Origin of the sequence: Photobacterium sp. GB-1 (assembly GCF_003026165.1) — a bacterium.
GTDB lineage: Bacteria > Pseudomonadota > Gammaproteobacteria > Enterobacterales > Vibrionaceae > Photobacterium.
Map to the genome: position 1 here is coordinate 253,812 of NZ_PYOB01000002.1, position 12,914 is coordinate 266,725.

11 protein-coding genes are annotated in these 12,914 nt (G+C 40.6%); 7 read left to right on the plus strand and 4 right to left on the minus strand.

What is annotated here, in order from left to right:
• Positions 1–33: 33 nt before the first annotated feature.
• Entirely contained in the window at positions 34–528 is a 495-nt protein-coding gene (lrp, locus tag C9J45_RS03720) for a leucine-responsive transcriptional regulator Lrp (protein ID WP_005368765.1), read from the minus strand.
• A gap of 885 nt (positions 529–1,413) precedes the next feature.
• Between lrp and trxB the strand changes: the two genes are divergently transcribed.
• The 6 genes from trxB to infA all read left to right on the plus strand — a co-directional run bounded on the left by trxB (position 1,414) and on the right by infA (position 7,916).
• Entirely contained in the window at positions 1,414–2,364 is a 951-nt protein-coding gene (gene trxB, locus C9J45_RS03725) for a thioredoxin-disulfide reductase (protein WP_107292153.1), read from the plus strand.
• A gap of 117 nt (positions 2,365–2,481) precedes the next feature.
• On the plus strand, positions 2,482–4,254 hold the full coding sequence (gene cydD, locus C9J45_RS03730; protein ID WP_107259657.1) for a cysteine/glutathione ABC transporter permease/ATP-binding protein CydD: 1,773 nt from the start codon (positions 2,482–2,484) through the stop codon (positions 4,252–4,254).
• Positions 4,247–5,968, plus strand: coding sequence for a cysteine/glutathione ABC transporter ATP-binding protein/permease CydC (cydC, locus tag C9J45_RS03735; RefSeq protein ID WP_107292154.1), 1,722 nt, complete (start codon positions 4,247–4,249; stop codon positions 5,966–5,968). Before cydD ends, cydC begins: the two co-directional genes overlap by 8 nt.
• 122 nt (positions 5,969–6,090) lie before the next feature.
• Positions 6,091–6,804 carry a leucyl/phenylalanyl-tRNA--protein transferase gene (gene aat / locus C9J45_RS03740; protein ID WP_107292155.1) on the plus strand — a complete coding sequence of 238 codons (714 nt, stop codon included), beginning with the start codon at positions 6,091–6,093 and terminating at the stop codon, positions 6,802–6,804.
• A gap of 3 nt (positions 6,805–6,807) precedes the next feature.
• Positions 6,808–7,497 (plus strand): arginyltransferase, encoded by a 690-nt coding sequence (locus C9J45_RS03745; protein WP_107206170.1) that lies wholly within the window; start codon positions 6,808–6,810, stop codon positions 7,495–7,497.
• Between the two features lie 200 nt (positions 7,498–7,697).
• Positions 7,698–7,916: a translation initiation factor IF-1 gene (infA, locus tag C9J45_RS03750; RefSeq protein ID WP_005368778.1), complete on the plus strand. Its 219-nt coding sequence runs from the start codon at positions 7,698–7,700 to the stop codon at positions 7,914–7,916.
• Positions 7,917–8,057: 141 nt separating this feature from the next.
• Here infA and clpA read toward each other — a convergent pair whose 3' ends face one another.
• The gene (clpA, locus tag C9J45_RS03755; RefSeq protein ID WP_105059833.1) at positions 8,058–10,325 is read right to left on the minus strand and encodes an ATP-dependent Clp protease ATP-binding subunit ClpA; all 2,268 of its coding nucleotides are present in this window, start codon (positions 10,323–10,325) and stop codon (positions 8,058–8,060) included.
• Positions 10,326–10,372: 47 nt separating this feature from the next.
• On the minus strand, positions 10,373–10,693 hold the full coding sequence (clpS, locus tag C9J45_RS03760; RefSeq protein WP_006646582.1) for an ATP-dependent Clp protease adapter ClpS: 321 nt from the start codon (positions 10,691–10,693) through the stop codon (positions 10,373–10,375).
• A 224-nt stretch (positions 10,694–10,917) separates the two neighbouring features.
• On the opposite strand from clpS, the gene cspD reads away from it, so the two are divergent.
• Positions 10,918–11,139 (plus strand): cold shock domain-containing protein CspD, encoded by a 222-nt coding sequence (gene cspD / locus C9J45_RS03765; protein WP_005368784.1) that lies wholly within the window; start codon positions 10,918–10,920, stop codon positions 11,137–11,139.
• A 470-nt stretch (positions 11,140–11,609) separates the two neighbouring features.
• Here cspD and icd read toward each other — a convergent pair whose 3' ends face one another.
• Positions 11,610–12,863: an NADP-dependent isocitrate dehydrogenase gene (gene icd / locus C9J45_RS03770; RefSeq protein WP_107206169.1), complete on the minus strand. Its 1,254-nt coding sequence runs from the start codon at positions 12,861–12,863 to the stop codon at positions 11,610–11,612.
• Between the last annotated feature and the right edge of the window lie 51 nt (positions 12,864–12,914).

A 12,914-nucleotide genomic window follows, 5' to 3' on the forward strand; every position in this document is an offset into this window, starting at 1 on the left:
GTTTATTTATTCTGCTTATACTCAGAAATACACTTATCGTGTTTTAATCACTAGATTATTTGACTGTTTAACTTCTTCCATTACAACGTACGTACGCGTGTCATTTACACCCGGTAGACGCAACAAGGTTTCACCAAGGAGCTTACGGTATGCTGACATATCAGATACACGTGTTTTTAATAAGTAGTCAAAATCACCAGAAACAAGATGACATTCTTGAATATCTTCAAGCTCTTGAACTGATTTATTGAACTGTTCAAATACATCTGGTGCACCGCGATTTAGTGTGATTTCTACAAACACTAATAATGAAGCATCAAGAAACTGTGGGTTAAGCAATGCAGTATAACCACTGATATAACCTTGACGCTCTAAACGACGTACACGCTCAAGACAAGGTGTTGGGGATAAACCAACACGCTTTGATAGCTCAACATTTGAAATTCTGCCGTCTTTTTGAAGTTCATTCAAAATATTACGGTCAATGCGATCCAATTCCTTGGATGGTTTCTTTTTGGTATCTACCATTTTTTATTCCACCTTCTTACTTCCTTGCAAAAAAATATACTACATTTTATCTATTTTTAGAATCAAATAAGCCAAAAGTCAAAATTAATGATCAATAATCACCTATAAATTGACATGTAACCTAGACAAATTGACTGCTTAACATTATTTTCATGGCAGTTTGATCTTTATAATTCACTACCCGCTCATGTTCCTTGCACAATATTGCCAGCTACAGTCTTGCCGCATGCTAAAAATTGAATATTTATCACCCGCCTATCCTATAATTTCAGGTGCGCATCATTATGTAGTTATAGAAATTTTTACCAGATAAGAAATGATTGTCAAAGTAAAACAGCAGTAAAATTCGTATTAATCACTACGAAAACGCATAAAAAACACCTAAAACATGTATCTTTGACTCCATTCTATTTGCGACAAAGAGCATTATCATATGAATAATTAACCATATAAAAACACCTAATATCTAGTCGACCATTTTTTAATCAAGGTTTCTTTGCTAACGTTCTTTCTTTTATTCTCAATAAAAAACAATAAAATTATCATTAAAAATCAAATAATTAAAAACAAATTATGCATCAACCTGTACATTCGACATAGCTAACGCGGTTAAATATAAAACAATTGATAATAAAAAAATGACGCGATAAAAATATAATCTGATTTTTCAATTTTATGTTTTTTACTTATTCATTTTCTTTCGTATTTTTTTGTGACCTATGTAACGTTTTATTTATTAACCTCTTTGTCTTTACTTAACGTTTTTTTTTCATATATAACGACAAATTAGCAATAACCTATTCTTAATTCGACTCTTCCTTTACGTCTGCAATTTACCTACAATCAATTCTCAATAACAATAATCTCATTCAGCCTGGAGAAGAAATGAGTAACGTAAAACATTGTGAACTGCTCATCCTTGGTTCTGGTCCTGCGGGCTACACCGCTGCAGTATATGCAGCACGTGCAAATTTAAACCCTGTGATGATCACTGGTATGCAGCAAGGCGGTCAATTAACTACGACGACAGAAGTAGAAAACTGGCCTGGAGATGCTGATGATCTCACCGGTCCTGCGCTAATGGATCGCATGAAAGCACACGCAGAAAAATTCAATACGGAAATTATTACCGACTACATTGTTGAAACGGATTTCAGCCAACGTCCTTTTTTATTAAAAGGTGAAAGCAATACTTACACGTGTAATGCGCTAATTATCTCAACAGGCGCTTCAGCAAAATACATTGGCTTAGAATCAGAGGAAGCATTTAAAGGCCGTGGCGTTTCTGCATGTGCGACTTGTGACGGTTTCTTTTATCGCAGTCAAAAAGTAGCAGTTGTCGGTGGCGGTAATACAGCTGTTGAAGAGGCGCTTTATCTATCAAATATCGCCTCTGAAGTTCACCTTATCCACCGTCGTGATTCTTTCCGCTCAGAAAAAATTCTGATTGATCGTCTCATGGATAAAGTCGCTAATGGCAATATCATACTGCATACAGATCGTACTTTAGACGAAGTACTTGGTGATGATATGGGGGTTACTGGTCTTCGTCTTAAAGATACTCATTCTAACGCCACTGAAGAGTTAGAGGTTATGGGTGTGTTCATTGCAATTGGCCACCAGCCAAATACCGCTATTTTTGAAGGTCAATTAGACATGGAAAATGGCTATATTAAAGTGAAGTCAGGCTTAAATGGTAATGCAACACAGACAAGCATTGAAGGTATTTTTGCCGCTGGTGATGTGATGGATCATAACTACCGCCAAGCAATTACCTCTGCAGGAACTGGTTGTATGGCTGCGCTTGATGCAGAACGTTACCTTGACGCCCAATAATCAGTAAACGTCCAAACCGCCACTCATGAAGTCGCGGTTTGTTTATCTCATAGTTAAATGTATGCTCACCATTTAACTATGAGCTACCCACCGTTAATACCGTAATGAAACCCTTATATGGATAAACAATTACATCGCGATTTAACCAAATGGCTTAAATCCCAAAGCAAGTTAGCAAAACGCTGGCTTATGCTAAGTATTGGATTAGGCTTTTTGTCTGGTTTACTGCTTGTTGGACAAGCAGCATTACTTGCAAGTATTCTGCATCAACTGATTATTGAACATACTGATAAATACTCTCTTATTAATCAATTTATTGGTTTATTTGTTATTATCGGTTTGCGTTCCCTATGTAGTTGGGGAAGAGAAATTTTTGGTTACCGTTGCGGCGAACAAATACGGTTACATATACGCCAATTAATTCTTAACCGCTTACAAAACTTAGGCCCCGCTTATATTAAAGGGAAACCTGCTGGCACATGGGCAAGTCTTGTTCTTGAGCAAGTAGAAGAAATGCAAGATTTCTTTGCTCGCTATCTACCCCAGATGTCACTATCCGTTCTTATTCCTGTCGTTATTTTATTTGTCGTTTTCCCCTTAAACTGGGCAGCGGGGTTAATATTCTTACTCACCGCACCACTTGTTCCTTTATTTATGGCACTGGTTGGCTTAGGTGCTGCAGATGCTAACCGCCGAAATTTTAAGGCATTACAACGCTTATCTGGTCACTTTTACGACCGTCTTCAAGGGCTATCTACCCTGCGTTTATTTGATCGTGCAGAGGCTGAAGCAGAGAACCTGAATGCCGCTTCACACGTACTTCGTAAACGAACAATGGAAGTCCTTCGTCTTGCTTTCTTATCTTCAGCAGTATTAGAGTTCTTCTCTGCTATTTCTGTTGCTATTGTTGCGGTTTACTTCGGTTTTGCTTTTATCGGTGAATTAAATTTCGGTAACTACGGTATCCCTATTACTTTATTTACTGGTTTGTTCATTCTGGTTCTTGCACCCGAGTTTTACCAACCGCTACGTGATCTTGGTACTTTCTATCATGCCAAGGCACAAGCTATTGGTGCGGCAGAATCTATCGTTGAGTTTCTAAATATTGAAGCAGACGAAATGACGGATGGCACTAAAACATTAACAACGCCAGAGAAAATACAAATATCAGTGACCGAATTAGAAGTATTAAGTCCTGAAGGTCAAAAGCTTGCAGGTCCACTGACATTTGATATTAATGCCAATGAGCATGTGGCATTGGTTGGCCCTAGTGGTGCAGGTAAAACCAGTTTATTAAACGCCTTATTGGGGTTCCTACCCTATCGCGGCAGTATAAAAGTTAATGGGATTGAATTGAAAGAGCTTAACCACAGTGAATGGCGTCAAGCGATTAGCTGGGTTGGTCAAAACCCGTTACTTGTTCACGGTACGATTTATGAAAACATCACATTAGGTGATCAATTCGCGGAACAAGCCAAAGTGACTCAAGTAGCAAAAGAAGCTTACGCTGACGAATTCATTAATCGCTTAGAAAAAGGTTATCAACATCATGTCGGTGATCGTTCCGGTGGTTTATCTGTAGGTCAAGCGCAGCGTATTGCTGTTGCTCGCGCCATGTTACAACAAGGTGCGTTTTGGATTTTAGATGAGCCCACAGCCAGCCTTGATGCTAACAGTGAACGCTTAGTCCTTGAAAGTTTAGGTCGTGCTGTTGAGCAACACACCACATTGATGGTTAGCCACCGTTTAGATCAACTACATGCTATGGATCGTGTTCTTGTAATGGAGAATGGCAAACTTGTTCAAAACGGTTCGTTCGTAGAAATCAGTCAACATGGCTTACTGGCAGATATGCTAAGCCATACAGATAAGAGGGATCTCGATGCGTGATTTAATCCCTTACCTAAAACTTTACCGTAAGCACTGGTTTGGCTTAACACTCGGTATGCTCTTAGGTTTAGCTACAATTCTTGCCGCTATTAGTCTATTAACCCTATCCGGCTGGTTTATTGCCGCTTCTGCTGTTGCGGGTTTAACCATAGCGAGAGAAACATTCAACTACATGTTACCAGGGGCTGGGGTTCGTGGTTTCTCTATGGCTCGTACCGCAGGGCGCTGGGGGGAACGCGTTGTTAGCCACAACGCAACGTTTAAGCTCCTTGCTGATCTACGTTTATTTTTCTTTAGGAAACTCACACCACTGATCCCTGGCCGTCAAGCGAACCTACGTGATGCTGATTTGCTGAACCGTTTAGTTGCTGATGTTGATGCGATGGATCACATCTATCTAAGATTGGTTAGTCCTTTAGTGATTGGCGTATTAGGTATCGCTGCAATTACCGCATTTTTATCATGGTTTGATCCAACGATTGGCTTAACGCTTGGTGGGATATTGCTCTCATTAATGTTTATATTGCCTATTTTGTTTTACCACTTAGGTAAACGTAACGGTGAGCAACTGACAGTTGCAAAAGCGAACTACCGTGTAAAACTACTCGATTGGTTGCAAGGCCATGCAGAACTCTTGCTGTTTAATGCAGAACCTCGTTACCGCCAACAAGCAGAAGCAGAGCAAGACCAACTGCTTGCAGCTCAACGCAAAATGGCGAGTTTAACAGGCTTAGCGAATGGTATGTTGATGGCAGCCACAGGCTGGACCTTAGTGGTCATTCTGTGGATTGCTGCTGATGGTATTGGTGGCCATGCGCCCGATCCATTTGTAGCTATGGTCGCATTTGCAACCATGGCAAGCTTTGAGATGATGATACCAGTTGCTGGTGCTTTCCAATACCTAGGGCAAACCATAACGTCAGCAAAACGCTTAAATGAAATCATTGAAGCGACACCTGATACGATCTTTGATCCAAACGGTTACCACGGTGATGCACAAGGTGAGCTAAAGATTGAAAATGTCAGCTACACCTATTACGGTAGCACTCAGACTGTTGTGAAGAATGTATCAATAGACTTAAAACAAGGTGAAAAACTGGCATTACTAGGGCGAACAGGTTGTGGTAAATCAACCTTACTTCAACTGCTCACGCGTAGTTGGGATCCTCAACAAGGTCAAATTTCCATTGATGGCAAACCACTTCCAACATGGAGTGAAAGTGCTCTACGTAAAGCAATTACCGTGGTTAGCCAACGTGTTGATATCTTCAATGGTTCATTGCGTGAAAACCTTGTGTTAGCAAAACCCAACGGCACTGATGCTGAATTTACCGAGGCATTAATTCAAGTCGGCCTATCAACCCTACTTGAAGAGAAAGGATTAGATACTTGGTTAGGTGAAGGTGGACGTCAAATCTCTGGTGGTGAAAGACGCCGCTTAGGTATCGCTCGCGCACTACTTCATGATGCGCCTATCCTACTAATGGATGAGCCAACAGAAGGTCTTGATCGCCGAACTGAGCAGCAAATATTAGCCTTGTTACTCGAACATGCAAAAGATAAAACCGTACTCTTTATCACCCACCGATTAGTGGGACTCGATCAAATGGATCAAATCTGTTTAATGGATGAAGGTGAGATCATCGAACGCGGTAAACACCAAGCATTACTGGCACAAAACGGTCGTTATGCAGAATTGTGTAATCGTATCTAAGTACTGTAATAGCTAAAATAAATAAAGGCGATATCTGACTATATCGCCTTTTTATTATCTGTCTCATCTCACCATCAACTGCGATATAATCATTTAAGATTTACCACTACTATCAGTAAAGTATGACTATTTATTTACCAGAGATCGATAGCAGCACTTACCAGTTTCCTCACCCGTCAAACGCCTTATCAGAACCTAATGGGTTATTGGCAATGGGAGGAGATCTCAGCCCCAAACGCTTACAAACCGCCTATCGTGAAGGTATTTTCCCTTGGTTTTCGGAAGGTGAACCTCTTCTCTGGTGGAGTCCTACCCCTCGTGGCGTTTTTCATCCACATGCCTTTATACCAAGTAAGAGCCTGAAAAAGTTTTTCCGTAAATCAGGCTATACCGTCACGATTAACAAGGCATGCCATGATGTGATTCGCCACTGTGCAAGTTGCCGAGGGCCTGAACAAACATGGATCACCGAAGAAATGATTTCAGCCTATCAAAAACTACATACATTAGGTATTTGTCATTCCGTGGAAGTCTGGTTTAATGAAAAACTTATAGGTGGTTTTTATGGTGTTGCAATAGGAACTGTTTTTTGTGGTGAGTCGATGTTTTCATTGGCGGATAATGCATCTAAAATTGCATTATGGCAGTTTTGTCGTTATTTCTCTGAGCTTGGCGGTACATTAATTGATTGCCAGATGATGAATCCACACCTTGAATCCTTAGGCGCAGAAACCTTTGAGCGTTCGCTATTTTTAGACCATCTTTACCAGCAGCGAGATATTATACTGCCAGTAGAAACCTATCTTTCTCACGTTTTACCGATTGCACAGGCCTAACCAATGGATCAGTTATCACTACAAATCGGTCTAACACCAGAATCTAATTGCAGTTACTTACCTAATCAAACAGAACGCTTAGGGGTAGTAATAGAGCCACAGTGGCTATCACCCGAAGGCTACGACGTATTAATAGCCTCAGGTTACCGTCGCAGTAGTCGTGCCATTTACAAACCTATGTGTGCTGCTTGCTCAGCTTGTACACCTTTACGTATTGATTGCCAAAGGTTCACACCATCAAGAAGTCAAAAGCGTCAGCAAGCTCAAATGCGAAAGCTGCGCTTTGAATTTAAAACAGAGCTAGATGAAAACTGGTTTGTATTATATGAAAAATACATCCGTCTTCGTCATTCCACAGGATCCATGTTTCCAGCCAATAAAGAACAATTTTTTGAATTTGTAACAGCACCTTGGATGGCAACCGCGTTTTTGCATGTTTATGAAGATGAAAAACTTATCGCCATTGCTGTAACGGATGTATTTCCTGACGCATTGAGCGCAGTGTATAGCTTTTTTGAACCAGAGCACTCTCTCTCACTCGGAACCTTATGTGTACTTTTTCAAATAGCATTCTGTCGTCAATCAAAACGTCAATGGCTATATCCTGGATTTCAAATCGATGCTTGTAAGGCAATGAATTACAAAACACGTTTTGTCCCTCATCAAAAACTTATCGATGGTATATGGCAATAAGTTTGCTTAAATCTAAAGCAATACAAACTGAACACATCAAACAAAAGTCAATTTACGTAGAAAATACGTATTAATCGCGAACAAAAGCTGACAAAGACAACTGGCAAGGGTAAAATTAGCACCTAAACTTTACACTTAAACAGTTTCGAGGCATTATCCAGCCCGATCAAGATGAATGGCTGGTAGCCTAAGAGGATTCAATGGCAAAAGAAGACGTAATTGAAATGGCAGGTACTGTACTAGATACACTACCTAATACAATGTTCCGTGTTGAGCTGGAAAACGGTCACGTTGTTACTGCTCACATCTCTGGTAAAATGCGTAAAAACTACATTCGTATTCTTACTGGTGACAAAGTAACTGTGGAACTGACTCCTTACGATCTAACTAAAGGTCGCATCGTCTTCCGCGCACGTTAATTTTCTTTCAAAATTAACGATGCAGTGAAACCCAGCTAAATGCTGGGTTTTATTTTATCTATCAAATAATCTTTTTGCGTAGATAAAAAAACGCCGCAGACTTAGTAGCCTGCGGCGTTCTAGTTTTATCGCATTTCATCACTAATGCGCAGGTTCCATCTCACTACTGAATTGGAAATCAAGCTCATCATTGATAAAGTCAACACGTACAGAACCACCATTCACTAAACAACCAAACAGTAATTCATTCGCCAGCGGCTTTTTCAAGTTATCTTGAATTACACGCGCCATCGGACGAGCACCCATTGATTTATCGTAACCTTTATCTGACATCCAGTTACGTGCACGCTCAGAGACTTCCATCGATACACCACGCGCATCAAGTTGGGCTTGCAGTTCAACAATAAACTTATCTACCACTTGACCAATAACATCTTTCTCTAGGTGGTTAAACCAAATGATATTGTCTAAACGGTTTCTGAATTCCGGTGTAAATACACGTTTGATTTCAGTCATCGCATCATGGCTATGATCTTGTTGAATAAGGCCAATCGATTTACGTACTGTCTCGGTCACACCCGCATTGGTCGTCATAACAAAAATCACGTTACGGAAATCCGCTTTACGACCATTGTTATCTGTTAACGTACCGTTATCCATTACTTGTAGTAGTAGATTAAATACATCAGGGTGCGCTTTTTCAATCTCATCCAGTAGCACTACTGAATGTGGATTTTTGATCACAGCGTCCGTTAATAAACCACCTTGGTCATAACCCACATAACCAGGAGGAGCACCGATTAAACGGCTAACAGTATGACGCTCCATGTACTCTGACATATCAAAACGTAATAGTTCAATGCCTAGCGTACGTGCAAGTTGTACGGTCACTTCTGTTTTACCAACACCTGTAGGGCCTGCAAACAAGAAAGAACCAACAGGTTTATTCTCAGCACCTAAGCCTGCACGACTGAGCTTAATGGCCTCTGTGAGTACATCAATGGCGTTATCTTGACCAAAGACTAGCATCTTCAGTTTGTCATCAAGATGCTGAAGTACATCTCGATCGCTTGATGAAATCGACTTCTCAGGGATACGTGCCATCTTTGCAATCATGGCTTCAATATCACCCACGTTCACCGTTTTCTTACGGCGATTAGCTGGAGCGAGACGACAACGAGCTCCCGCTTCATCAATCACATCAATCGCCTTATCTGGTAAATGGCGCTCATTGATGTATTTAGCTGAAAGCTCTACCGCTGCACGAATTGCTTTATTGGTAAAACGTACTTCATGGTGCGCTTCATATTTCGGCTTCAAGCCCATTAATATCTTGGTTGTATCATCAAGAGATGGTTCAATCACATCAATCTTTTGGAAGCGGCGTGAAAGTGCACGCTCTTTCTCAAAAATATTACTGTACTCTTGGTACGTGGTTGATCCCATACAACGTAACTTGCCACTACTTAGCAACGGCTTAATTAAATTTGCAGCATCAACTTGACCACCTGATGCCGCACCCGCACCGATAATAGTGTGGATCTCATCGATAAATAGCACTGCATGATCTTCTTTTTCTAACTGCTTTAAAATTCCTTTAAAACGTTTTTCAAAGTCACCACGATACTTAGTTCCCGCGAGTAGCGAGCCAATATCCAGGGAATAGATCACGCAATCTTTGATAATTTCTGGCACCTGTCCTTCAACAATACGCCATGCTAACCCTTCTGCTATCGCTGTTTTACCGACCCCAGCTTCACCAACCAGTAATGGGTTATTTTTACGACGACGGCATAACACTTGAACGGTGCGTTCCAGCTCTTTATCTCGCCCGATCAATGGATCAATACCGCCCGCTTTTGCAAGCTGATTAAGGTTAGTTGCAAAGTTCTCAAGCTTATCTTCAGAATTTGCTTCTGCGCGCTGCTCTTCGTTATTTCCCATATCTGATGAATTAACATCATCGTTGTCACTGTCTTTTACAGTGCCGTGAGAGATAAAGTTAACGACATCTAGACGACTAATATCACTTTTCTTAAGTAAGTAAGCGGCGTGAGATTCTTGCTCACTAAAAATAGCAACAAGAACATTAGCACCCGTAACTTCACTACGTCCGGATGATTGAACATGGAAAACTGCACGTTGTAAGACACGCTGGAAACTTAGCGTAGGTTGTGTTTCACGGCTTTCGTCATCAACCGGAATTAATGGCGTAGTTTGTTCAATAAAGGAATCAAGTTCACGACGCAATTGGTCTAAATCAGCGCGGCACGCTAATAAAGCCTCTTGAGCTGCTACATTTTCTAATAGAGCCATCAATAGATGTTCTACAGTCATAAACTCATGGCGCTTTTCTCGCGCACGGGCGAATGCACCGTTTAGGCTCGCTTCAAGTTCTTTGTTTAGCATAAGGCACCTCCCCTAAAAACCACTAAAAATGGCGTGCCGGAAAAAGATTATGCTTTTTCCATAGTACACAACAGCGGATGTTCATGTTCGCGTGCGTACATCATTACTTGCGCTACTTTTGTTTCTGCTACCTCTGCCGTGAAAGTTCCGCAAATAGCTTTGCCTTCATAATGTACAGCTAGCATTAACTGAGCAGCTTTCTCCAGATCCATGGAGAAGAAAGTTTGTAACACTTCTATCACAAAATCCATCGGTGTGTAATCATCATTATTCAAAATTACTTTGTACATCGATGGTGGCTTAACCTGAATCTCTTCCTCTTCTAAAATATCGGAGTCAGGGCTAATCCATTCGTATAACTTACTCATAGTTTCATCTTAGTTCATTAGTTCACAAGCTGGCTATAGAGAAGCCAACAAAAAAGATTTTATCAAAATGTTACAAAGAACACTTGACTGACTTGCTCTTTTTACTAAAGTGTTACCTGTAGTAGATATAATCTGCATCAAAACGCATTAGTATGCAAATATTCAAATGTATTGGTATATAGCTAATGCCAAATGGAAGTTGAATGCAAGAGGGATGTAATAGCATGGCAACAGGTACAGTGAAATGGTTCAATAACGCCAAAGGCTTTGGTTTCATCTGCCCTGAGGATGGAGAAGATGATATCTTCGCCCACTACTCTACAATCCAGATGGAAGGATATAGAACACTTAAGGCGGGACAACAAGTTAACTATGAAGTGCAAACAGGCCCCAAAGGCTATCATGCTAGCGAAATCATCCTCGCTGAAGGTGATGAAGCTAAGTAATCTTGTATCTACCACATTGTGTATAATAAAGGTGAGTTTCTCTCGCCTTTAATTTTTAGTCCCTTCTATCTCAACATCTACCGCATTATTAACAGACAATAATAATAATGTGTTTACTTGTCTATGATCCAATGCCTCAATGGACATTAAAAGTACACCCACCACATGGTTATTCGCTAATCTTGTTCTGTACCAGAGAAATATACCAACATATTATGAATAAAAAGTGCATGACTAAAAAAGCACTCCCTACCGCTCAAATACAAACATATTTTTAACAATTTTCCTGCTCTGTTTTCATCATATGCGAAATAATCAGCGATGAAAACCATTGACTCATAGCCAAATATCACCTTTGAGAAGTTAAGCACGAACCATTACTCTGAATGCCTAACAAGCAGACAAACTGTGTTTTTTGCATACAAAAAAGCCCAGCAGTGCTGGGCTCATATCTATATGTAATGATTAAATTACATTTGTTCAATCATATCATCAGCAAATTCAGAACACTTACGTAATGTTGCGCCATCCATTAGACGCTCGAAATCATAAGTCACTGTTTTGTTGCTAATCGCAGCTTCCATTGAACTAATAATTAGATCTGCAGCTTCAACCCAACCTAGGTGACGCAGCATCATTTCTGCAGAAAGGATAAGTGAACCAGGGTTTACTTTATCCTGACCTGCGTACTTAGGTGCAGTACCGTGCGTTGCTTCAAATAATGCAATGCCATCACCAATGTTTGCGCCAGGTGCGATACCAATACCACCAACCTGTGCTGCAAGTGCATCAGAAACGTAATCACCGTTTAGGTTCATCGTTGCAATAACATCGTATTCAGCAGGGCGAAGTAGGATTTGTTGCAAGAATGCATCAGCAATACAATCTTTAACGATGATTTCTTTACCCGTATTTGGATTCTTTAGAGTCATCCATGGGCCACCATCAAGTAGTTCAGCACCGAACTCTTGTAGCGCAACTTCGTAACCCCAATCTTTGAAGGCACCTTCGGTGAACTTCATGATGTTACCTTTGTGTACCAACGTTAGTGAGTCACGATCGTTATCGATTGTGTATTGAATTGCAGCACGAACTAAACGCTTAGTGCCTTCTTCAGATACAGGCTTGATACCTACACCACATTGTTGTGGGAAACGGATTTTAGTTGCACCCATTTCTTCTTGTAGGAATTTAATTACTTTATCCGCTTCAGCAGTGCCCGCTTGGAATTCAACACCCGCATAGATATCTTCAGAGTTTTCACGGTAAATAACCATGTCAGTTAGCTCTGGTTGCTTAAGTGGGCTTGGAACACCATCAAAGTAACGAACAGGACGAGCACAGATGTATAAATCTAGCTCTTGACGTAATGCTACATTCAGTGAGCGAATACCACCGCCGACAGGTGTTGTCAGTGGGCCTTTGATCGCTACTTTATATTCACGGATAAAGTCTAATGTTTCTTGAGGTAACCAAGCATCTTCACCGTAAATCTGTGTAGACTTTTCACCTGTGTAGATTTCCATCCACTCAATTTTACGATCGCCAGCGTAGGCTTTCTTTACAGCTGCATCGACAACTTTAATCATTGCAGGGCTTACATCAACACCAATACCATCACCTTCAATGTAAGGAATGACTGGGTTGTTAGGAACGACCAATTTACCATCAGAATCTAGGGTAATTTTCTGACCTTCAACTGGTACAACTACTTTACTATCCATTTTAATCTCCTAGCGTCCATTTGTTATCTTTTTGTAAGATGCGAGCAAATC

Bases quoted from the DNA above. Each gene is read 5' to 3' on its own strand.
- C9J45_RS03745 (WP_107206170.1), top strand. From the start codon at position 6,808: ATGGATCAGTTATCACTACAAATCGGTCTAACACCAGAATCTAATTGC.
- clpA (WP_105059833.1), bottom strand. From the start codon at position 10,325: ATGCTAAACAAAGAACTTGAAGCGAGCCTAAACGGTGCATTCGCCCGT.
- aat (WP_107292155.1), top strand. From the start codon at position 6,091: ATGACTATTTATTTACCAGAGATCGATAGCAGCACTTACCAGTTTCCT.
- icd (WP_107206169.1), bottom strand. From the start codon at position 12,863: ATGGATAGTAAAGTAGTTGTACCAGTTGAAGGTCAGAAAATTACCCTA.
- cydC (WP_107292154.1), top strand. From the start codon at position 4,247: ATGCGTGATTTAATCCCTTACCTAAAACTTTACCGTAAGCACTGGTTT.
- trxB (WP_107292153.1), top strand. From the start codon at position 1,414: ATGAGTAACGTAAAACATTGTGAACTGCTCATCCTTGGTTCTGGTCCT.
- clpS (WP_006646582.1), bottom strand. From the start codon at position 10,693: ATGAGTAAGTTATACGAATGGATTAGCCCTGACTCCGATATTTTAGAA.
- infA (WP_005368778.1), top strand. From the start codon at position 7,698: ATGGCAAAAGAAGACGTAATTGAAATGGCAGGTACTGTACTAGATACA.
- cydD (WP_107259657.1), top strand. From the start codon at position 2,482: ATGGATAAACAATTACATCGCGATTTAACCAAATGGCTTAAATCCCAA.
- lrp (WP_005368765.1), bottom strand. From the start codon at position 528: ATGGTAGATACCAAAAAGAAACCATCCAAGGAATTGGATCGCATTGAC.
- cspD (WP_005368784.1), top strand. From the start codon at position 10,918: ATGGCAACAGGTACAGTGAAATGGTTCAATAACGCCAAAGGCTTTGGT.